The organism is Aliiroseovarius sp. F20344 (assembly GCF_023016155.1).
GTDB lineage: Bacteria > Pseudomonadota > Alphaproteobacteria > Rhodobacterales > Rhodobacteraceae > Aliiroseovarius.
Map to the genome: position 1 here is coordinate 131559 of NZ_JALKBG010000005.1, position 21845 is coordinate 153403.

The 21845-nt window shown below is 55.8% G+C and carries 22 protein-coding genes; 14 read left to right on the forward strand and 8 right to left on the reverse strand.

The window, feature by feature from the left end; genetic code table 11:
* Positions 1-49: 49 nt before the first annotated feature.
* From MWU55_RS04855 to MWU55_RS04865, 3 genes are read right to left on the reverse strand one after another with little or no spacing between them, the layout of a single operon-like run.
* Positions 50-664 carry a hypothetical protein gene (locus MWU55_RS04855; protein ID WP_246934629.1) on the reverse strand — a complete coding sequence of 205 codons (615 nt, stop codon included), beginning with the start codon at positions 662-664 and terminating at the stop codon, positions 50-52.
* Positions 661-1068 carry a hypothetical protein gene (locus tag MWU55_RS04860; RefSeq protein ID WP_246934630.1) on the reverse strand — a complete coding sequence of 136 codons (408 nt, stop codon included), beginning with the start codon at positions 1066-1068 and terminating at the stop codon, positions 661-663. The genes MWU55_RS04855 and MWU55_RS04860 overlap by 4 nt, the downstream gene beginning before the upstream one ends.
* Before the next feature lie 13 nt (positions 1069-1081).
* Entirely contained in the window at positions 1082-1582 is a 501-nt protein-coding gene (locus tag MWU55_RS04865; RefSeq protein ID WP_246934631.1) for a flagellar basal body-associated FliL family protein, read from the reverse strand.
* 126 nt (positions 1583-1708) lie between these two features.
* Between MWU55_RS04865 and fliF the strand changes: the two genes are divergently transcribed.
* The 4 genes from fliF (at position 1709) to fliP (ending at position 5001) form a co-directional block, all read left to right on the forward strand.
* Positions 1709-3346 (forward strand): flagellar basal-body MS-ring/collar protein FliF, encoded by a 1638-nt coding sequence (gene fliF, locus MWU55_RS04870; RefSeq protein WP_246934632.1) that lies wholly within the window; start codon positions 1709-1711, stop codon positions 3344-3346.
* Positions 3343-3969: a flagellar biosynthesis protein gene (locus MWU55_RS04875; RefSeq protein ID WP_246934633.1), complete on the forward strand. Its 627-nt coding sequence runs from the start codon at positions 3343-3345 to the stop codon at positions 3967-3969. Before fliF ends, MWU55_RS04875 begins: the two co-directional genes overlap by 4 nt.
* Positions 3962-4252, forward strand: a complete 291-nt coding sequence (locus tag MWU55_RS04880; RefSeq protein ID WP_246934634.1) for a FliM/FliN family flagellar motor C-terminal domain-containing protein — start codon at positions 3962-3964, stop codon at positions 4250-4252. The genes MWU55_RS04875 and MWU55_RS04880 overlap by 8 nt, the downstream gene beginning before the upstream one ends.
* A 77-nt stretch (positions 4253-4329) precedes the next feature.
* Complete coding sequence (gene fliP, locus MWU55_RS04885; protein ID WP_246934794.1) at positions 4330-5001, forward strand: flagellar type III secretion system pore protein FliP; 672 nt, start codon at positions 4330-4332, stop codon at positions 4999-5001.
* A 52-nt stretch (positions 5002-5053) separates the two neighbouring features.
* Here the strand turns inward: fliP and MWU55_RS04890 are convergent, their stop codons facing one another.
* Positions 5054-6220: an alpha-hydroxy acid oxidase gene (locus MWU55_RS04890; protein ID WP_246934635.1), complete on the reverse strand. Its 1167-nt coding sequence runs from the start codon at positions 6218-6220 to the stop codon at positions 5054-5056.
* 206 nt (positions 6221-6426) lie between these two features.
* Here MWU55_RS04890 and MWU55_RS04895 point away from each other — a divergent pair, with 206 nt between their 5' ends.
* The 5 genes from MWU55_RS04895 to MWU55_RS04915 all read left to right on the forward strand — a co-directional run bounded on the left by MWU55_RS04895 (position 6427) and on the right by MWU55_RS04915 (position 11336).
* On the forward strand, positions 6427-7479 hold the full coding sequence (locus tag MWU55_RS04895; protein ID WP_246934636.1) for a Hint domain-containing protein: 1053 nt from the start codon (positions 6427-6429) through the stop codon (positions 7477-7479).
* Positions 7480-7632: 153 nt separating this feature from the next.
* Entirely contained in the window at positions 7633-8253 is a 621-nt protein-coding gene (rpsD, locus tag MWU55_RS04900; RefSeq protein WP_246934637.1) for a 30S ribosomal protein S4, read from the forward strand.
* Positions 8254-8442: 189 nt separating this feature from the next.
* Positions 8443-9564, forward strand: coding sequence for a histidinol-phosphate transaminase (gene hisC / locus MWU55_RS04905; RefSeq protein WP_246934638.1), 1122 nt, complete (start codon positions 8443-8445; stop codon positions 9562-9564).
* Positions 9561-10478, forward strand: coding sequence for a prephenate/arogenate dehydrogenase family protein (locus tag MWU55_RS04910; RefSeq protein WP_246934639.1), 918 nt, complete (start codon positions 9561-9563; stop codon positions 10476-10478). Before hisC ends, MWU55_RS04910 begins: the two co-directional genes overlap by 4 nt.
* 18 nt (positions 10479-10496) lie before the next feature.
* Positions 10497-11336 (forward strand): extensin family protein, encoded by an 840-nt coding sequence (locus MWU55_RS04915; protein WP_246934640.1) that lies wholly within the window; start codon positions 10497-10499, stop codon positions 11334-11336.
* 9 nt (positions 11337-11345) lie between these two features.
* Here MWU55_RS04915 and MWU55_RS04920 read toward each other — a convergent pair whose 3' ends face one another.
* On the reverse strand, positions 11346-12347 hold the full coding sequence (locus tag MWU55_RS04920) for a DUF2125 domain-containing protein (protein WP_246934641.1): 1002 nt from the start codon (positions 12345-12347) through the stop codon (positions 11346-11348).
* Between the two features lie 71 nt (positions 12348-12418).
* On the opposite strand from MWU55_RS04920, the gene MWU55_RS04925 reads away from it, so the two are divergent.
* From MWU55_RS04925 to MWU55_RS04935, 3 genes are all read left to right on the forward strand, one after another.
* Entirely contained in the window at positions 12419-12958 is a 540-nt protein-coding gene (locus MWU55_RS04925) for a gamma-glutamylcyclotransferase (protein WP_246934642.1), read from the forward strand.
* An 83-nt stretch (positions 12959-13041) separates the two neighbouring features.
* A complete protein-coding gene (locus MWU55_RS04930) occupies positions 13042-14241 on the forward strand; it encodes a biopolymer transporter ExbB (RefSeq protein WP_246934643.1) in 1200 nt (399 codons plus the stop codon).
* Positions 14242-14244: 3 nt separating this feature from the next.
* Positions 14245-15981 (forward strand): peptidoglycan -binding protein, encoded by a 1737-nt coding sequence (locus MWU55_RS04935; RefSeq protein ID WP_246934644.1) that lies wholly within the window; start codon positions 14245-14247, stop codon positions 15979-15981.
* Here the strand turns inward: MWU55_RS04935 and MWU55_RS04940 are convergent.
* The 3 genes from MWU55_RS04940 to gloB form a co-directional block, all read right to left on the reverse strand.
* On the reverse strand, positions 15978-16952 hold the full coding sequence (locus MWU55_RS04940) for a M23 family metallopeptidase (protein WP_246934645.1): 975 nt from the start codon (positions 16950-16952) through the stop codon (positions 15978-15980). The genes MWU55_RS04935 and MWU55_RS04940 overlap by 4 nt on opposite strands.
* Positions 16952-19279: an ATP-dependent Clp protease ATP-binding subunit ClpA gene (gene clpA / locus MWU55_RS04945; RefSeq protein WP_246934646.1), complete on the reverse strand. Its 2328-nt coding sequence runs from the start codon at positions 19277-19279 to the stop codon at positions 16952-16954. Before clpA ends, MWU55_RS04940 begins: the two co-directional genes overlap by 1 nt.
* Positions 19280-19436: 157 nt before the next feature.
* Positions 19437-20201, reverse strand: a complete 765-nt coding sequence (gene gloB / locus MWU55_RS04950) for a hydroxyacylglutathione hydrolase (protein ID WP_246934647.1) — start codon at positions 20199-20201, stop codon at positions 19437-19439.
* Positions 20202-20281: 80 nt separating this feature from the next.
* Between gloB and MWU55_RS04955 the strand changes: the two genes are divergently transcribed.
* Together MWU55_RS04955 and MWU55_RS04960 are read left to right on the forward strand one after the other, a co-directional pair.
* Positions 20282-20932 (forward strand): DUF938 domain-containing protein, encoded by a 651-nt coding sequence (locus MWU55_RS04955; RefSeq protein ID WP_246934648.1) that lies wholly within the window; start codon positions 20282-20284, stop codon positions 20930-20932.
* A gap of 86 nt (positions 20933-21018) precedes the next feature.
* Positions 21019-21786, forward strand: a complete 768-nt coding sequence (locus MWU55_RS04960) for a methyltransferase domain-containing protein (protein ID WP_246934649.1) — start codon at positions 21019-21021, stop codon at positions 21784-21786.
* The last annotated feature ends 59 nt before the right edge of the window (positions 21787-21845 follow it).

Consider the following 21845-nt stretch of genomic DNA (forward strand, 5'->3'; position numbering starts at 1 on the left):
CCTGTCCCCAACTTTCATCGCATGGCTGGGTTAAAACTTGATTAGTCGCTTATTTGGTCGGGGCTGAAGCATTCCGACCTGCCAGAACCACGCTGATTGCATAAGAGGATTGGGGGTCGAGCCCGGCCATGATTTGGGCCGCCGCCGCAGGCTTCATCTTGGCGATAAAACCTGCCGCGAAATCTGGTTCCATTGCTGCGAAGAGTGGGATCGCCTGCTTTGGTTTCATATTTTCGTAAAGAGTGGTCAACCGATCCAGATCGTCTGCTGCGGCGGTTTTGGCCATGGCCATGGTGGAAGCCAGCACCTCTTCCGCCTTGGTGAGTTCTTGGAGCTTCTCTGTGACCCGAACTTCTGCAATGCTAAGAGCGGTAAGCCGTTGCGAAAGTTTTTGCTCTCTTTCCTCCAGCAGCGCCTCTCTTTCTTGCAGGGCAGCCAGTACGACAGCCACGTCCGGTTGCGCCGGCTGTGACGTGGTTGAACTCGTATCCGCAGATGTTCCAGACAGCAGTTCGGACAAATCTTCTGCGAATGCCGCTGTAACAGGTCCGAGCCTGAGCACACCAGACGCTACCAAGGTCACGGCAAGCAGCACCAGAATGCTACGTTTGCGAATCCGGGGTATTCTTTTGGGCTTGCGGGTGATCTGGGGTGCGTCCGTCATTCCGCGGCCTCCACAATGCGATTGCTGAGAAAGAGCGGGGAATTTGCGTGGCGCGACGATGTGAAGCCAACCTCATCTGTGGTCGGATCCGGAACGCTTTCAGGGGCGGAGAAAGATGGGTCCGGCAAGTCATGAAGGCTTGCCATCATCAATTCCAACTTGCGCGCGGAAACTTCGGCGCGCTCGGTGAGCTCCGTCAGAACAGAAGCGCTGTGACCCGCGGCCGATTGTGCCTGATTGAGGGACTTTGTCATGTCGTCAACTTGCGCGCTCAGGACGGCAACTGCGCCGCCCATACCGTCTTGCAAGTTGTTGAACCGTTTCAGACGGCGCGAAAGGATCAGGCAATAGATGCCTGCACCAAAGGCACCCAGACCAAGGATAATATCGGCGATGTAGTCCATGTCCTACTCCAGTTTAGTTGAGCACGAATTCGAGAATTAACAAGTTGCGTACGCGGCCTTCGCCGGTCACCAGCTGTATGCGGCGCAGCATTTGTGCGCGCAGCTTCACCAAGGCCTGAGGGTCTTCCAGCATCGCAGTGTCTACGGCCCGCAAATACGAATTCAGAATGTCCACGACGCGCGGCTTCAGCTTCACGACATCCTCTTCATAGGTCGGCTCGACCTCAAGCGACGCTCGAAACCTTAGATGGCGATTGCTGGTGTTTGGCCCGAGCGATACGACAAGCGGGTCAAGATCCACGAAGCTGACCGCAGGCAACTCCTGAACGTCCGGCGTTTCTTCCCCTACCGTTTCAGGTGAGGGCTTGGAGCCGACAAGGCCTGCGTAGGTCGCATAGAACGCGCCGCCGCCAAGCAACAATGCGCCAACGAGTCCGATCGCCAGACCCTTCTTCGATTTCTTTCCCGAGGTTTGTTCATCCTCGGAGCCCTGAGTGGTTTCGTCGTCAGACATGCGATCCCCGAATCCATTTGTATTGGGTCGATATAAACTGATGGGCACTAACCAATTATTAAGGGCGATGGGGGAAACAGGTTGACATGACGGGGGTAGAAGCCCGCTCGGAAAAGGAGTTACGTCTTGCAGCACTTGATCTCGGTTTGGGGGGCGATGGACCTACGTAAAAGGGGTATCGTCGTTGCGGCAACTTTGGCCATGTTTATGGCCGTGATTGGCCTGTCCCGCATGGCCACAAGCACGCAGATGACGCTTTTATATGCGGGACTGGAAAGCAGTGCAGCGGGTGACGTGGTTCAGGCGCTTGAGGGTCGAAACGTGGCCTTTGAAATTCGCGGGGATTCCATATTTGTCGACGCAACCCAGCGAGATTCGCTGCGCATGACTTTGGCCAGCGAAGGGCTGCCTGCGAACTCCGGCAAAGGGTACGAACTGCTTGATGGACTCAGCGGTTTTGGCACCACGTCTCAAATGTTCGATGCCGCCTATTGGCGGGCGAAAGAAGGAGAGATTGCCCGCACTATTGTTGCCAGCCCCATGGTGCGAAATGCACGAGTACACATTGCAAACGCGTCGTCCCGACAGTTTAGGCAACGCAACGATCCCACGGCGTCTGTCACGATCACAACCGCAAGCGGCACACTGCCAACCCACCAGATCAAGGCGTTCAAGTTTCTGGTTGCATCCGCAGTTCCTGGATTGTCGCCAGAGAAGGTCTCGGTGATCGATAGCCGTGCTGGATTGATGGGGGGCGACGAGGTAACGGCGGACGGGCTTTTCGGCGCGCAGGACCGTGCCGAACGCCTAAAGCAAAATGTTGAACGGCTTCTGGAAGCCCGCGTGGGCTTTGGAAATGCCGTTGTTGAGTTGAACCTGGAAACGGCGACCGAGCAAGAATCCATCCGTGAACGACGGTTTGATCCTGAAAGCCGTGTGGCGATTTCGACGGATACGTCTGAAAGCTCCAACGCCGCCAATGACAGTGAAGCGGGTGGCGTCAGCGTGGCTTCAAACCTACCAGACGGGGATGCCGCAGGTGGCAGCGGATCGTCATCCTCCAACACTTCAGAGACACGCGAACGCGTGAACTATGAAGTGTCCGAAACGACGCGCGAAGTGTTGAAAACACCGGGTGCGGTGAAAAGGCTGACCGTTGCAGTGTTGGTGGATGGAATTCGAACGCTGCAGGAAGATGGCTCAATCGAATGGGCGCCTCGTACAGAGGCGGAGCTTGAAGGCTTACGCGAGCTTGTTGCTGGGGCTGTAGGGTTCAATGAACAGCGTGGTGACATCATCACCATCAAGACTATGGAGTTTGAGGCCATCGCTGATGTGGGAAGTGATGCTTCGCCGGGGCTTCTAAGCTCGCTCAATATTGATGTTATGTCGCTGATCAAGCTTGTCGTGTTGGCGATCGTCACACTTGGTTTGGGGCTTTTTGTTCTGCGGCCGATGTTGACCGCTCAGGCGACCGAATCCGAGGCGTCAGGTGCTGGGCCCGCACTTGGGTTGCCTAATGCATCTATCGATCGGCCGAGCGGAGTTAACCAACCCAACTTCGACGAGATGCCAGCGCAGTCTGCAACACCAGCTTTGGTTTCGGAGGTTCAGCCCATTCAGAATGCCGCAGACGCCGTGGTCGCGGTGGAAGCGGCAGCTGACCCAGTGCAACGGCTCCGTGACCTCATTTCCGAGCGTCAAACCGAAACGGTTGAGATCCTGCGCGGCTGGATGGAAGAAGATGAGGAGGCGGCAGGATGAGCCTTCGATACTCCTTAGAAGATTTTGGCGACGCAACATCTGTTGTTGGACATTCGGCAGAAGATGCCGCGCTGACACTAAAACAATCGGACCTGAACGCTCAGTTCGAGGCTCGCAAGCTTGAGGGCTACGAGGCGGGATATAAAACGGGTTGGGATGACGCCGCGGCATCGATGGAGGAAGGCAGCGACCGTGTGAAAGCAGAATTCGCGCGCAATCTCGAGGATTTGGGTTTTACCTATCAAGAGGCGCGCAGCCATGTGTTGTCTACACTTGAGCCTCTGTTGACCCAGTTGCTTACGGTGGTTTTGCCTAAGGCGCTTGAAACAGCCATCGGCCCCATCGTTTCTGAGGCCATGATGCCCATGGCCGAAGAATTGGCTGATGGGCCCATTCAGGTTCTTATCTCACCCATCAATAGGGCTTCATTGGAAGTGTTTCTGGAAAAAGCCGTTTCGGTACCTTTCGAGATTATAGAGAAAGATACGTTGCCAGATGGGCAGATCTATTTGCGGTCCGGTAAAAGCGAATGCTGCGTCGATCTTTCAGAGGCTGTTTCGCGGATCACACAAGCCGTCGAAACGTTATACCACGTGAACGAGAAGGCATTTCAACATGGCTGAACCCTCACTCCATCCAGACCTTGAAACCGACGGCAGCCCGTTTGCTCGTGTTCCCATCGCGGTGACGATTTCGGTCGGCGTGGCGCGACCAACAGTGAAAGAGCTTTTGCGCCTGAAGCAAGACGACGTTCTGCCGCTGGACAAACGGATAGAAGATCCCGTCGAGCTATACGTCGGCGATCGACTGATTGCCCATGGCGAGCTCGAGGAGGTCGAGGGCGACCCAGCCGGGCAGATCGCTGTGCGTTTGACCAAGATCGTTGACCTGAAGTCGGGGTTGTGAACGCAATGCCGGGGCGGATGTTTGGGTTGTGTTTGCTGGTCGCCGGATCGATTTGGGTTGGGTCCGGATCCGAGCTGATGGCACAAGAAATCTCGATCTCGCTGGGGGAAGACGGATCGCTTGCCACCCGAACCATTCAGATTTTCTTGCTGGTTACAGTGCTTAGCTTGGTTCCCGGTTTGGCGATCATGATCACGTGCTTTCCATTCATCGTAACTGTTCTGTCCATCCTCAGGCAAGCAATTGGCCTGCAGCAATCACCTCCGAATATGTTGATCATTTGCCTCGCGTTGTTTCTGACGTATTTCATCATGGAACCGGTGTTCATGGAGGCTTGGACCGCAGGTGCCAAACCATTCTCGGAAGGGGCGATGGAGCTTGAACCCGCATTCAATGCCGCAATAGAACCCTTTCGTTTTTTCATGGCCAACCGCATTGATCCGGAAACCTTCACCCATCTGGCCACGTTGCGCGAGGAAACGGCAGGGGCTGATCTTGCTGGTTCGTCGCCTCTGTCACTTTTAGTGCCGTCTTTCCTTCTGTCCGAAGTCGAACGCGCCTTTCAGATCGGTTTTCTGATCTTTCTACCGTTCCTGGTCATTGATCTGGTTGTCGCAGCGATCCTGATGTCCATGGGGATGATGATGGTTCCACCGGCAATCGTATCGCTACCGTTTAAACTGGCGTTTTTCGTAGTTGCTGATGGGTGGGTGTTGATATCAGGTGCGTTGGTGCGCAGCTATTTTTGAGGGTTGGCCAATTCGAAATCGGCCAACCTCGATTCCAGAACGGGAAAACAGATCAGTCTTGCCAATCGCCGGAAAACCCTTTGGGAATCCGAAGAATGCTTCTGTTGACTTTTTCAATGTCCGTATGGCCACAGAAAGCCATCGAGATATCGAGCTCCTTGTGAAGCACCTCTAGCGCGCGAGTGACTCCCGCTTGTCCCATTGCACCCAGCCCATATGTGTAGGCGCGGCCGATATAGGTGCCTTTGGCGCCCATCGCGATTGCTTTTAGGACGTCCTGACCGGACCGGATGCCGCTGTCCAGATGGACCTCAACCTTGTCGCCCACGGCGTCCAGAATGGCGGGTAGCGCCCGAATGGAACTGAGTGCTCCATCTAACTGTCGCCCACCATGATTGGACACGATGATCGCATCTGCCCCTGCATTCACGGCGGCGATGGCATCTTCAGGTTCCATGATGCCTTTAACGATCATGGGGCCATTCCACATCTTTTTGAATTGCCTGATCCGATCCCAGTCCAAGGACGGATCAAATGCCTGCGCGGTCCAGGTGTGCAGAGACGATGGATCCTCGACGCCTTCGGCATGCCCGACAATGTTGCCAAAGAAGCGGCGCTTGGTGCCCAGCATGCCAAGCCCCCACTGAACCTTTGTCATCATGTCGGCGACAGATTTGACGGTCAATTTGGGTGGGGCCGAAAGCCCGTTTTTCAGGTCCTTATGACGCTGACCAAGGACCTGTAAATCTACGGTGACAACGATGGCGGGGCAATTGGCGGCCCGCGCACGATCGAACAAACGACGCATGAAGTCATCGTCCTTCAAGGTGTAAACCTGAAACCAGAAAGGAGCGCTGGTGTTTTCGGCGACATCTTCGATCGAGCAAATGGACATTGTCGACAGCGTGTAGGGAACGCCAAATGCCTCGGCCGCACGTGCCGCTTTAATCTCTCCATCAGCGTTTTGCATGCCTGTCAGACCAACCGGTGCCAGCGCCACTGGCATCGAAACGTCTTGCCCCAACATCGTGGTTTTGGTCGAGCGGTTGTCCATATCCACAGCGACACGCTGCCTAAGATAGATCTTTTCGAAGTCCGTGCTGTTCTCGCGAAAGGTTTGTTCAGTCCAGCTGCCGCTCTCGGCGTAGTCATAGAACATTTTCGGCACACGTCGTTTATAGATGCGGCGAAGGTCTTCGATTTCGGTGATGACGGGCATAAAACGCTCCTGAGAATTGGTAAGAAAATATTACCAATCGTGGGGCGTCTGTGCAAGGGCTCTGATGTGGCCATGATTTCAACGCCTGAGACCCGACTTGTTACCCATCTGCGACAGGTGCGATCCGCGCGCCACAAAACCTTTACCAAGGTGATTCGCGCGTGCTACCGTTTTGGAAAAACAAATATAATGGCAGGTATATAGGCATGAAGAAGGGCTACGAGGGCACTTTTGTCATCTCTTGGGCGCAGACGAAGGTCGACATGGCGGACAATGCTCCGCTTAGGGCTTTGGTTGCGGGTTCAGATTGGCAATGGAGTGGCAAAGCACTGAGAGTTGATCGATCACGAGAGCTCGAATTGCTTCAGAATGTAGGTGAGCAATCAGACATACGAAAACGCGCAGCGGTGTTTGTGCATCAGCTGGTTGGCGCCGCAACGATTGGGGCAGATGGCCTCGATATGTTGGCAGAAGACGATCCGCGACTGAATGTCGGGTTCGAAGTTACCGATGGTTATGAAAGCTATCTGGTTTCGTTGGTGGTTTCACCAAATGGCGGATGTCCCTTGTTGGTATTCGCGGGCGCTGTTCCGCCGTCAGAAACAACCTTGCGTGTTGTGCGCGCCAATATGGTTGCGACATTCAATGATGTGCTGACCGAACAACCATCAGGCATGGCGGTTCTGACGCAAGGCACACGGGTGCGCACACCGTCTGGTGAGTGCCCTGTTGAAAAACTGCGCGAGGGCAGCATCGTGCTGACCCGCGAACATGGCGGCCAGCCCGTTTTGTGGGTTGGGCGTCGTCAGGTTTCGGCTGCGCGCATGTTGGTTAATCCAGAAACCAAGCCGGTCCGCTTACGTGCCGGTGCGATCCGATCTGGCCAGCCAGATGCGGATCTATTGGTTTCACCCCATCAGCAGATTTTAGTCTCGGGCATGCGGGCGCAAAAACTGATTGGTCAGGATGAAGTTCTTGCCAGTGCTGCGGATCTTGTTGATGGCAGCCTGATTTCAACGGATCGTATCGCGGAAGAAACCAGCTACTATCAGGTCCTGTTGGGGCGGCACGAGGTGATTTGGGCCAATGGTGTTCCATTGGAAAGCCAGCATCCGGCCTTTTCCGATTTGGGCTCCACACAGTCCGACCATCAAAGCAGGCTGACCAGCCTTTTCCCGGGACTTGGTGGGTTCACAGCGCAATCCGACGATAATGTTCATGAAATCCATGGTGCCAAAGGGCAAATCGGTGTCGCCTAGTCATTGACTCCGCTGTTCATGGCGCTATAAGCCCCAAATCCGGTCCCGCGAGGGGCCGGTTTTCATTGGTGTTGGTGGCCCCCGCAAGGGGATCCCTGTCAGGCGCAAGCCAGAGGACAACGCCCTTCGAAACTTTTAGAAGGAGATCAGCAGATGACCAAAAGAACTGCTGCCAAGTACAAAATTGACCGCCGTATGGGCGAAAACATCTGGGGACGTCCGAAGTCGCCAGTTAACCGTCGTGAATACGGCCCCGGCCAGCACGGCCAGCGCCGCAAGGGCAAACTGTCGGACTTCGGTCTGCAGCTGCGCGCCAAGCAAAAGCTGAAAGGCTACTACGGCGACCTGACCGAGAAACAGTTCCGTCGCATCTATGGCGAAGCCGAGCGTGTTAAAGGCGATACCGGTGAAAACCTGATCGGTCTGCTGGAGCGCCGTCTGGACGCTGTTGTTTACCGTGCCAAGTTCGTTCCGACCGTGTTTGCTGCGCGTCAGTTCGTGAACCACGGCCACGTGAAAGTGAACGGCAAGAAAGTGAACATTCCTTCGTACCGCGTCCAAGAAGGCGACGTGATCGAAGTGCGTGACAAGTCCAAGCAGATGGCCTTGGTTCTGGAAGCTGTTGGTCTGGCTGAACGTGATGTTCCTGACTATATCGAAGCTGACCATTCGAAAATGACCGCCACATTCACCCGCACTCCCGGCCTGTCGGACGTGCCTTATCCGGTGATGATGGAACCCAACCTGGTCGTCGAATTCTACGCCAAGAACTGATCTTTACGGATCATTCGAATTTGGAAAGGGTCGCGCCAGTCGCGGCCCTTTCTGCTTTTCTGGGTCACTGCGACTTTGGATATGCGGCCAAAATACAATCCTGCTTCAAAATCTCGGAACGGCCCAAACATCGCTGGTCTTGAATTTGGAGTAGGTCTAAAACCGCGCTTACGAAGGAAAGGCGACGTCATGACAAAACCTGTGCCCCAGCCGGGGATCATGAAGATCAAGCCCTATGTAGGTGGTGCCTCGGGGATCGAGGGGGTGACGAACGTCATCAAGCTCAGCTCGAACGAAAACCCATTCGGGCCAAGCCCGCTGGCTGTCGAGGCGTTCCAAAAAGCCGGTCATGAGTTGCATCGCTATCCGAACACGGATCACGCCAGCCTTCGTGCGGCCATCGGGTCGCTGCACGGACTTGATCCTGAACGCATCATCTGTGGCGTCGGTTCGGACGAGATCATTACGTTTCTGTGTCAGTGCTACAGCGGTCCGGAAACGGAAGTGATTTACACCGAGCACGGGTTTTCGATGTACAAGATTTCGGCTTTAGCGGCGGGTGCGACCCCTGTCAAAGTGCCCGAACGTGAACGTATGGTCGATGTGAATGAGATCTTGCAGGCCGTGACCCCTAAGACGTCGCTGGTTTTTGTCACGAACCCGGGCAACCCAACGGGCACTATGGTCAGCCGCGCTGATCTTTCACGCCTTGCCCGCGAGCTGCCAGATGACGTTCTGTTGGTCATTGATGGCGCTTATGCTGAATATGTTGATGGGTTTGATGGCGGCGCTTCGCTTGTTGAAAAGCATCAAAATGTGGTCATGACGCGCACGTTCTCGAAGATGTATGGGTTGGGCGGTCTGCGCATTGGTTGGGGCTATGGTTCGGCCGAGATAATCGGAGTTCTGAACCGCGTGAGGGGACCGTTCAATTTGTCGATGCCTCAGCTCGATGCCGCAGAAACTGCGCTGGGCGACCGCGAACATGTTGCACGTTGCCTGCAAGAAAACACTCGTCTCAGGGCTTGGCTGGCTGAATCGTTGGCGGAACTGGGCGTTCCGTCGGACACGTCATGTGCCAACTTTATACTCGCACGCTTCGCGGATGAGGATGAAGCAAACGCTTGTGATGAGTTTCTTCAAAGTGAAGGCATTATCGTGCGCCGGGTTGCGGGCTATGGTTTACCGAACTGCTTGCGCATCACGGTTGGCGATGAGGCCTCCTGCCGCCGGGTGGCGCATATGATTGGGCGGTTCAAGGGCGTACCTCCGAAAGCCGAGGGCAACCCAAAGAACGGGGGCGCATTATGAGTGTGATATATCAACGTGTGGCCTTGATTGGGCTGGGTCTGATCGCCTCGTCGATGGCACATGCTATGCGCCGTGGCGGTTTGGCTGGCGAAATCGTAGGGACCGCGCGATCTGCGGAAACGCGCGAAACGGCCAAAGAGCTGGGGTTCTGTGACCGCATTGTGGATACGGCTGCCGAAGCCGCCGAAGGTGCTGACCTTGTCGTCCTGGCGGTTCCCGTCGGTGCGATGGGGGCTGTTGCGCAGGAAATAGGTCCGGTTCTCGCCAAAGGCGCGACCGTGACGGATGTGGGATCTGTGAAGGGTGCCGTCATTGACGCCGTATCCCCGCATCTGCCCGAAGGTGTTCATTTCATCCCGGGCCACCCCCTTGCAGGGACCGAGCATAGCGGACCGCGATCTGGCTTTGCCGAGCTTTATGACAATCGCTGGTGCATTCTTGTGCCCAACGGTGCTGATGAAACAGCAACTCAGCGACTTTCAGATTTGTGGCGCGGCATGGGCGCAAATGTCGAAATGATGGATGCGGACCATCACGACCTCGTTCTTGCCGTAACCAGCCACGCGCCGCACCTGATTGCCTACACGATGGTCGGGGTCGCAGACGATCTTGGTCGTGTGACCGATACCGAAGTGATCAACTATTCAGCGGCGGGTTTCCGCGACTTTACGCGCATCGCCGCATCGGACCCTACCATGTGGCGAGATGTGTTTTTGTCCAACAAAGACGCAACCTTAGAGATCCTTGGCCGCTTCACAGAAGAGCTGTTTGCCTTGCAACGCGCCATTCGCCAGGGGGATGGTGACCACCTGTTTGACTATTTCACTCGAACCCGCGCGATCCGGCGTGGTATCATTGAAGCCGGACAGGACACGGATGCACCAGATTTTGGGCGCTCTGCAAAACACGACTAAGCCATACACGAGGGTATGATGACGAGTTTGATTGGCTGCAAGTATCCCATGCGGATCGGGGCGATTGCGTTTTGGATGGTGTTCAACGCTGGTGTCGCAGCAGCCGAGACCACGCGGCCTGAGCCGCGCCCGGAAACGCAGGAAGAACCCGAGGCGTTAACGCTTCAACGCCCGCAAGCGCGCCCAACCCAAGCTGACGCTGTGATCGTGCCCGTGGTGTCTATTGCGCCAACGAAACTTGCCGTCGCACGTTCGTTGCGGCCAGCCAAACGCCCCAAGGGTTTTGCACGGAAAATCGCATCTTCAACGCCCAAACCCGCAACCTCAGGCAAGCGTGGCAGAATTTGTGGTGTGAACGAAATCAAGGGGCAGGCGGTTTCGTCGGTTCCGGGAAAGATCAAGGGTTGTGGCATTGCTTCCCCCGTCCGCGTGACCGAGGTCTCAGGCGTGAAGCTAAGTCAGGCAGCGTTGATGGACTGCACGACGGCCAAAGCGTTGAACAACTGGGTGCGCAATGGCGTGTTTCCGTCGGTTGGTCGTTTGGGGGGCGGGCCGTCGTCGCTTCGCGTCGTGGCGCATTACGCCTGCCGCACGCGCAACAACAAGCGCGGGGCGAGGATCAGTGAACACGGCAAGGGTCGCGCGGTGGATATCGCGGGGATCCGTCTGAAGAATGGCACCGAGTTATCTGTTCTGCGCGGGTGGCGCGATCCGGTGCATAGCAAAGTTCTGAAGAAGATGCACAAAGCCGCATGCGGACCATTTGGAACCGTATTGGGCCCCAATGCAGACCGGTATCATCAGGACCATTTCCATTTTGATACGGCCCGCTATCGCAGTGGTTCATATTGCCGTTGAGGTTGTGCCTTAGCGAATTTTGATAATCGGAGCTGTCCCGATGGGGATTGGCCCAAGGAACACGGCCCCGCCGGACAGGCGCAGCGTCACGTCCAGCGTTTCCGAGTTGCCTGATAGTCCTGCCACAAACTGAAGCGCTCCCGTCACGGTGCTGACCAGTTCAGGTGCAAGGCTGCCCGAGGCTTCGGCGATTTGCACCATCGTGCGCCAATTCTTGGCTTTGATTGCAACTTCGCCGGTTGGGATGCCGCGTTCATCAACATCAACCGTTCCCACGGCTTTCAGCCCTAGCTCTCCCCATTTTGCATCTAGTTCTTGCAGATCAATCCGTGTGATCTGCGGCCGCGCATCTTCAACTGCGTGCCGATTCCAAGGGCTGGTAAAATCAACGCTGGCTTTCAGCAACGCGTTCTCAAAAACCGGGGGCAGCAGCTCTCCATCCGCAAAACTTTGGATGAACGAAGAAGCGGGCAATAGGTCGGAGGCTTCGAAATGAATGTCATACCGATTGGGAGCTACCGAGGACTTTCGCGTGGCGATCTGCCCGCTCATAAGTCCCGAGGTCCAACCCGCACTGGATTGCATCGACAGGTTCTCAATCACAATCGAGCTGCGATCCAAAGGAAGGTCCGGATGGGCATCAAATACCAACGAGCCTTTGAACTCGTCTGCTTCGAAGGTGATATTTTGTTCAGGGGATGACAGCACTTGCTGTCCCGGCCACACCGCAATCACATGATTGGGTTGATAGGAAAGCGCGAGGATCTGAAACTCGTCCGCGCGCCACGCCAGACCGGTTTCGGGATCGGCAAGCTCTAGCCCCGTGAAGATCGTATCAAAGCGATTGGGGAATCCTTGGGTCGAGATATCTTGTGTTTGTGATACCCAGCCTTCACTGCGGCGATCGTCGATCCATGTGTTGAATGCAGTTTCGACCCCCTTGGCACCGATAGACCAATAGCCAGCCCAAAGACCGGCCAGAACAACCGCAATCACAACCAACTTGCGCATGACACTTTCCCTTTTGCACAACACGTGTTTATAGGCGTGTTTAATCTGCGTGAAACAGAAGGGCGAGCAAAATGAGCAATGATGACTTGTGGGTGTTCGGATACGGTTCCTTGATGTGGAATCCCGGCTTCGATCACGACGAAGCTGTTGTCGCGACATTGCCTGAATATCATCGAAGCTTTTGCATGCGCTCGATCCATCATCGGGGAACGGAAGAACACCCGGGGCTGGTTCTGGCCTTGGATGAGCTTGCTGGTGCGCATTGCCAAGGCTTGGCTTTTCGGGCGCGTGCCGGCACCTACGATAAGACCATGGCGGACCTGCGCGAACGCGAGCTTGTCTCGTCTGCCTATCTTGAGAAGCAATTGACGATTAATTTGCAAGACGGGCGACGGGTGCAAGCAGTGACTTATGTTATTGATCCAGATCACGTCCAATACTGCCAGATTGAGTTGGTGGAGCAGGCCCGAATTATTGCCTCTGCTATTGGTGGACGAGGGCCAAACACAGAGTATCTGTACAACACAGCCAGCCACTTGACCGAACTTGGTATCGAGGATGAAGATTTGTCTTGGCTGTCACGTAAGGTCCGGGCGCTAACGGGCAATTGATATCTGCAGACAGAAAGCTTGGCAGGGGCTGAAAACCTGCCTATCCTGTCGCCAATAACAATGGCGACAAGGACCTTCCCCGCATGGATCAACCGGATCGCGGGACGCTGACTGCGCCCAAAAGAAAAGGCATCGAGCCGTCTTTCACTCATCCCGTACGCCAGATCTTCTTGATGCTGGTTGCATTGGGGCTTGTGGGCTTTGGCACGTTTGTTGCCTTGCCGCATGTTTTGCCTGTCTTCATGGCAAATCTCTATCTGAACGGGTTTATCCTGTTTGTCTTCGTGATCGGGCTTTTGGCTTGTTTTTGGCAAGTTTGGCAGGTGTTTGCTTCGGTCGGTTGGATCGAAGGCTTTGTGCAAAAGCGCGAACATCACGATCCGGAACGCGCACCGCGCCTTCTGGCATCTTTGGCAGCGCTGCTGCGTTCAAATCGCGGATCACAGCTTCAGATCGGCTCCGCGTCGTCACGCTCGATCTTGGACAGTATCGCCACGCGAATTGATGAAGCGCGCGACATCACGCGCTATATCGTCAACCTTTTGATTTTCCTTGGCCTGTTGGGCACGTTCTTTGGACTGGCCACCACGGTTCCAGCCGTGGTCGAAACCATCCGATCCCTCGCTCCGGGCGAAGGGGAAGGCGGGGTCGAGGTGTTCAACCGTCTGATGACCGGATTGGAAGAACAGCTTGGCGGCATGGGCACGGCGTTCTCGTCTTCGCTTCTTGGGCTTGCAGGATCGTTGGTCGTTGGGCTGATGGAGCTTTTCGCAGGACACGGCCAGAATCGCTTCTATCGCGAATTGGAAGAATGGCTGTCGACCATCACCAAGCTAAGTTACGCGGGCGGAGATGGAGATGACGCGGCCGAAGCTGGCGCCTATCTGGGCATTCTGGCTGAGCAGATTGAAACCATGCAAACCATGTTCGTCCAGTCAGACGCGCAGCGCACGATGATGGACGAACGTTTGCGGTCGCTTGCGACCAATATCGAAGCTTTGACCACACAGCTTGCGCAGGATGATGGGCAGACGCAGGCGCTGATGCAGATTGCCGAAAGCCAAGAGGCCGTGCGCGGGATCCTTGAAGCGAATGCGCAAGAAGATGAAGAAACGCAGGTGGATGCGGAAAGTCGAATGCGCCTGCGCTCGATCGATGTGCAGCTTTTGCGCATCCTGGAAGAGATGCAGGCCGGACGGCAGGAAAGTCTGTCCGATCTTCGTGGCGATTTGGCAACCTTGACCCACGCGATCCGTGTCGCTTCGGGTCAGGAGCAGGACTAAGCCATGGCGTTGAGCCGCCGATCTACCCAACGCATAAGCGGGTCAATCTGGCCCGGCTTTGTGGATGCCATGACGGCATTGCTGTTGGTGCTGATGTTCGTTCTGACCATCTTCATGATCGTTCAGTTTATCTTGCGTGAAACCATTTCCGGTCAGGCGGATGAACTTGATTCACTTTCCGCTCAGGTGTCCGAACTTGCGGATGCCTTGGGGCTTGAGCGCAACCGGACCGAAGCGCTTCAGGGCGAAGTTGGGACGTTGAATGCAACGCTGAGCGAGGCGCGATCGATCTCGGATGCACAGGCCGCGCTTATTGCGCAACTGACTACGCAGACGGAAGATCAGGCTGCAGAGCTGACCGCACAGGCAGCACGGATCACAAGCTTTGAGGCGCAGGTTGCGACCTTGTTGTCGGAACGTGATCGGGCCCTAGCAGAGGGTGAAGCTCTAAGTGCCTCAGTTGCAGAGCTTGAGGAAGCCCGTACGAAGCTAATTACGGAACAGGAAGCGCTGAATCTGGCACTTGCGAAAGCGCGTGATGAGATCGATGCGGGCACCGAGGCCGCACGATTGGCCGCCGCGAAGCGCGAGGCGTTGGAAGCGCTGGTCGCAGATCTGGAAGTCAAAGTTGAAGATGGCCAGAAAGCCCTCAGCGATGAAGAGGCTGGAAAGCTCGCCGAAGCAGCAGCTGCCGAGGCGTTGCGTGAGCGATTGAAGAACGCTGATACAGAGCTGACGGCCATGACGCTTGCGCTGGAAGAAGAGCGCAAGCGGGCGGAAGAAACGCTTACTTTGTTGGCAGCAGCAAAGGCTGCGGGTGTCGATATGGACAAGCGGTTGGCGGTGGCCTTGTTGCAACTGGAAGAACAGGCGGAAGCGGGTGCGGACACGGCCAATTTGCGCGACCGTTTGGAAGACGAATTGGCTGCACGGTTGGAAGCGGAACGCATTTCAGCAGATGCCTTGAGCGAATCCGAGGAGCGTGCACGCTTGTTGGCAGCCGCAAACCTGGCACTTGCCGAGGAAGAGGCGCAAAGCGCTGAAAGCCAGCGCAAGATCGCACTGTTAAACGAACAGGTCGCGGCATTGCGGACCCAACTTGGCAGCCTGCAAGCCATTCTGGACGAAGGTTCAACACGCGATCAGCAAGCTCAGGTGCAAATTCAGAAACTCGGGTCCGAGCTGAATGCCGCATTGGCGCGTGTCGCTGCCGAGGAACGCAAACGCGCCGAACTGGAAGAGGCTGAACGCAAACGGCTGGAAGAAGAAGCCAAAGAGCTTTCGGCCTATCGGTCTGAATTTTTTGGAAAGCTCCGTTCTGTTCTTGGAAATCGCGAAGGCGTTCAGATTGTCGGAGACCGATTTGTGTTCTCGTCGGAAGTGTTGTTCGCCAGCGCCCGGGCGGAGCTGCAGCCAGAAGGTAAAGCGCAAGTCGCACGGGTTGCCACGCTTTTGTCAGAGGTCGCTGGTGAAATCCCAAACGAAGTGGATTGGGTAATCCGCGTTGATGGGCACACTGACAACGTTCCATTGTCCGGCACGGGTGAATTCCGCAACAACTGGGCGCTCAGTCAAGCCCGTGCATTGTCGGTTGTGGAGTACATGATCGACGAATTGGGCTTCCCACCAGAACGGTTGGCCGCCACCGGGTTTGGGGAATACCGTCCGGTCAATCCCGCCAACACCATTGAAGCCCGCGCGCAAAACCGCCGGATCGAATTGAAATTGACCGAACGCTAAGGCGCGCTTTTCAGAGTGGTTGAGGACGCGGCGCGATCGACAACTTTCCCGTTGCGTAGCAACGTGGCCGTCCCGTGATAGGAACCGGGAGTTGAGTTTGCTTGGTGCAGCTTTCGCCCAACTGCGCGCATCGCGCGGGCTTGTGTGGATGTCAGCGTTTCGGTGTGATCAACGAAAACGCCATTCGGGCCGCGAATGAGAAGATGCATTATGTCGCCTGCTTGTGCCCCAAACAGGTGTGCCCAAAACACCAGCCCACCTTCCGAGATTTCGATTGTCGGCCGATGCGCCTGCCCCCATTTGATGACTTCGAAATCCGGGACGTTGAAACGAAATCCCGCATTCACGAAACCGCTGGGCTGATATTCTGGTTCTGTGGCCCAGAGAGATGTCGTCTGATCGTCACCGCAATAGATCAAAGCGTCCGCATTAAACGGATCAACCACGCGGCCGTTTTTGCGCAGTGTTAGATGAAGGTGGGGGAACTCGGTCAGTCCCGACATGCCGATTTGTCCTAACGCCGACTGAAGCCCGACTTTCTGGCCGATGGACACCGGCACGCTGCCTTTGCGTAGGTGGCAATACTGGCTTTCCCAACCACCCCCATGATCCACGATCAAACCGTTTCCGCATTCCTGGCCATCGGGATAGTCCAAAGGGGCAGAGAAGAAATGATCGTCAGCGTCGTTTCGGATGTGCCGAACAACTCCGGGTGCGACGGGTGTAATGTTTACCCCGCCCTTGGCTGCCATGTCCGAGATTAGCGCAATGTCCGTGCCGTCATGGCCGTCATAGCTAAGTGATCCGCAGGTAAAATCCGAAGCCCCTGCGCTTGGGTCAGCATCTACATAGTTCTGAATGAAGCAGTCGTCGCCCAGTTTGCAGTCAACCGGAAAGCTTAAGATTGGATCGCGCGCCGCAACCTGGGTTGCGGCGCTGATCAATGTGATTGCCGCCCAAAGGGCGCGCATCAATCTGCAGGCAGAAGCGGGGGCTTCTTGCGGCGACCAATACGCGGGGTTTTCGGCTCTTCGTAACGGATGTCCAGCTTGCCTGCTTTGACACCCACCTGAACCAGTCCGCCCTTGGCCAGCTTGCCGAACAACAGTTCTTCGGCCAATGGTTTCTTGATGTGCTCTTGAATGACACGACCCAGCGGACGTGCCCCCATGCGATCATCATAGCCCTTGTCTGCAATCCATTCGGCTGCAGCGCGTGTCAGTTCAATGTGAACGCCACGGTCCATCAGCTGAGCTTCCAGCTGCAACACAAACTTCTCGACCACTTGCAGGATTACTTCTTTGCCAAGAGGCGCGAAACTGATCACCGCATCCAAGCGGTTGCGGAATTCCGGCGTAAAGGTGCGTTCGATGGCGGCAGTGTCTTCGCCTTCGCGACGGTCACGACCAAAGCCGATGGCAGATTTAGCTTGCTCAGCGGCACCCGCGTTTGAGGTCATGATCAAGACCACGTTGCGGAAGCTTACTGTGCGACCGTTGTGGTCCGTCAGCTCGCCATTATCCATGACCTGCAGCAGGATGTTGTAGACATCCGGATGTGCTTTTTCGATCTCGTCCAGCAGCAACACGCAATGCGGATGCTGATCGACGCCATCGGTCAGAAGCCCACCCTGATCAAATCCAACATAGCCCGGAGGGGCCCCGATCAGGCGCGAAACGGCGTGTTTTTCCATGTATTCGGACATGTCGAAACGCAAAAGCTCTACACCAAGATTGTCGGCCAGTTGTTTGGCGACCTCGGTTTTACCCACACCTGTCGGCCCGGCGAACAGATAGTTGCCGATGGGTTTTTCGGGTTCGCGCAGACCTGCGCGCGCCAGTTTGATGGCTGATGACAATGCGTCGATCGCATTGTCCTGACCGAACACGACGCGCTTCAGGGATTTCTCCAGATCACGCAGGGTTTCTGCATCGTCCTTCGAAACGCTCTTTGGCGGAATGCGAGCGATCTTGGCAACCACGGCCTCGATTTCTTTCGTGCCGATGGTTTTGCGTCGTTTCGAAGCAATCAGCAGATGTTGGGCTGCGCCCGCCTCATCGATCACGTCGATCGCCTTGTCTGGCAGTTTGCGGTCATTCACGTAGCGATCAGACAGTTCAACGGCTGATTTGATGGCATCGGCCGTGTACTTTACGCCGTGATGCTCTTCGAAATACGGTTTCAGTCCCTGAAGGATCTTCACCGCGTCATCGACTGTCGGCTCATTCACGTCGATTTTTTGGAACCGGCGGCTGAGCGCACGGTCTTTTTCGAAATGCTGGCGGAACTCTTTATAGGTGGTCGACCCCATGCAGCGCAGTTTGCCGCCTTGAAGGGCAGGCTTCAGCAAGTTCGAGGCGTCCATCGCCCCACCAGATGTCGCACCAGCGCCGATGACCGTGTGGATTTCGTCGATGAACAAGACGGCGTCCGGGTGATCCTCAAGCTCTTTCATGACGGCTTTCAGACGCTCTTCGAAGTCACCGCGATAGCGTGTGCCAGCCAGAAGGGCGCCCATGTCGAGCGAGTAAATTGTGGTTTCTGAAAGGATATCAGGTGTATCGCCAGCAACGATCTTCGTTGCCAGACCTTCCGCGATTGCGGTTTTACCAACGCCGGGATCGCCCACCAGTAGGGGATTGTTCTTGCGGCGGCGGCACAGCACCTGAATGCAGCGCTCAACCTCGTGGGCGCGCCCGATCAGCGGGTCGATATCCCCTTCGCGAGCTTTTGCGTTCAGGTCGACACAGTATTTTGCGAGCGCGCTGTCATTTTCTTCAGCGGGCTGGGCGTCTTGAACATCCTCATCGTCAAATTCAGGAGAACCGGAAACCTGCCGAGCTTCGCCAAAGCCGGGTTCTTTCGCCACGCCATGGGCAATGTAGTTCACGGCATCATAGCGGGTCATATCCTGTTCTTGCAGGAAGAAGGCCGCGTTCGATTCGCGTTCGGCAAAGATTGCGACAAGCACATTGGCGCCAGTGACTTCGGTCCGGCCTGAGCTTTGAACATGGATTGCTGCACGTTGAATCACGCGCTGAAAGGCGGCAGTTGGCACCGCTTCATTGCCTTCGATGTCGGTGATCAGCGTTGTCAGTTCTTCATCGATGAATTCGATCAGAACTTTGCGCAACACCTCAACATCAACGGAACACGCTTTCATCACGCGCGCCGCATCAGGTTCGTCCAGAAGCGCCAGAAGCAGATGTTCAAGCGTTGCCAGTTCGTGCTTGCGGTCATTGGCTATCGCCAAAGCCTGATGAATGGCTTCTTCGAGGGGTTTTGAAAAAGATGGCATGTTGCGCACTCCTCGTAAGTTCTGCGGATTTCCCGCCGGCGATTGCTTCGCCTTTTACCGTTGCCTCATAGTGTTAAGGTTCGGTTGTCCTTGCGTCGCTATCAAGACCCTTTTGGTCAATTTTTGCTCGCACAAGCGTGATTTTGCGGATTTTTGCTTAGAAATTGTCTTTCCGAGCCCGAATTTCGGCAAAGACTTCAGCGTCTGTTGCGGTTTCCATATGTAGGGATGCTTTGACCGAGGGCAAGTGCGCCCGCAAAAAAGGATTGGTTTCCAGCTCTTCCGATAGCAAAGACGGGACGGTTGGCAATCCCTGCGCGCGGGCAGCTTCAATGCGTTCCCGACGGGCGCGCAGGGCCTGATTGTCCGGTTCAATGGTGATCGCGAAGGATGCATTTCCGCCGGTGTATTCGTGGCCCGAACAGATTTGCGTATCTGGTGGCAACTTAGAAAGGCGCTGCAAACTGTCCCACATCTGCTCTGGGCGGCCTTCGAACAGACGACCGCATCCCATAGCCATCAAGCTATCGCCGGTGAAGGCGGCTTTTGCATCTGGCACGTAGTACGCGATGTGCCCGATGGTATGACCTGATACGTCCGAGACCAGTACATCGTGACCTGAAAAACCGAAGCTCTGCCCAGCCGTGACAGCTTGATCAAGCGGCGGCAGGCGATGCTGATCCACTTCCGCCCCGACGACGCGCGCCCCGGTCGAGGCGACCAGATCTGCAACCCCATCAATATGGTCCCAGTGATGGTGCGTTAACCAGATTTCCGACAAGGTCCAACCGCGCGTTTCAAGTTCATCCTCAATCGGCAGTGGGTCTGGGGTGTCGATAAGCGCCGTTTTTCCTGTCTTGGCGTCGTGCAGTAAAAATGCATAATTATCCGAAAGGCAGGGAATTGTGACGAGTTCGAGCATTCTGGTCCTCCGTATTGGTTAATCAGTCTTGCTCAAACTATCCCGAGCCTCAATACTGGTTATGCGCCCGAGGGATAAAAATGGCAGGAGAGAAGCCCCATTCAACAGCGCATCAGCATTCTGATAGCCGCTTGTCTGCGCCCTCTGCCGCGCGCAACCTATCACCGATCCTTGAAGCCATGGGGCCGTTTGTTCCCAAACAGGGTGTTGCGTTAGAGCTGGCTTCGGGAACGGGTGAGCATATCGTGGAATATGCCCGCGCTTTTCCAGATGTGATTTGGCAACCAACAGACATCGAACCGACCCGTTTAAACAGCATTGATGCTTGGAGGGCTGAGAAAGGTGTCCAAAATATGCGGATGGCGCAGTTTCTGGATGCAAGTGCACCGTCATGGCGTACGGGACCGATGTCGATGATCGTGACCGTAAATTTGATGCATTTGATTGATACACAGACGGCACGCGCCGTGATTGCTGGCGTGTCGCGCAATCTTGCCCCCGGTGCCAGTTGGTTCCTATACGGCCCGTTTCGGACGGGTGGAGCCTTTCGCAGCGAAGGGGACGAGGCGTTTCACGCATCCCTTACAGCTCATGATGCGCAGATCGGCTATAAGGATCTCGAGAAAATTGAAGCGTGGAGTGCAGAAGTTGGTTTGCGTCAGGCTGATTTGATCGAAATGCCCGCCAATAACTTGGCGATCGTGTTGCGTAAAACCGGGGGCGACTCATAGGACACTTGGCATGCAGATCGGGCATTCCAATTTGCAGGTGTTCAGGTAGTCTCGGCCCTCAACAGACCTGGGTCGAGTGACGTTTCATGCATCTTGATGTGCAAGATCTCAGAAATTTCTATTACCGCAGCATGCTGGGGCGTGCGGCCCAAAAGGCGATCCGCGACAAAGTCGTTGCGTTGTGGCCTGAAACTCAGTGCAAGGGGCAAACCGTCGCTGGATTTGGCTTCGCCGTCCCCCTGTTGCGCCCCTATCTAAAAACAGCGCGCCGTGTCGTTGGGTTGATGCCCGCCCCGCAAGGGGTAATGCCTTGGCCCGCGGGGCTTCCGAATGTCTCGGTGCTGGTTGAAGACACGCTTTGGCCTCTGGATACCGGAATCGTGGACCGGCTGGTTGTGATGCATGGGCTCGAGACATCCGAGACGCCCAGCCAGCTGCTTGATGAATGCTATCGCGTGCTTGGTCCCGGGGGGAGCGCTTTGTTCATCGCACCTAACCGGGCGGGATTGTGGGCGCGTTCAGATGCGACACCGTTTGGATATGGCCGTCCGTATTCCCTTGGACAGCTCGAGGCGCAATTGCGTGAGCATGGCTTCCAAGTCGAACGGCATCTGTCGTCGCTCTATCAACCCCCATCGGCAAAACGCTTCTGGCGCAAGACCGGAGCGTTTTGGGAAAGGGCAGGGCATCAAGTGCCGGTGATCCTTGCTGGGGGGGTGTTGATGGTGGAGGTCACCAAGCAGGTTCCTGCACCCAAACGACCGGGTCTGGCACAAGCCGTTCGCCGCCCTCTGAAAGTGCTGGAGGGATTGGCTGTGCCGGAGCCAAGCACGCCACGACATGGTGGGTTGTAACCAACAGAATCAGTTGTGTTTGTCAGGGACCGTTCAGCGCCAAAAACGTTACTGGCACA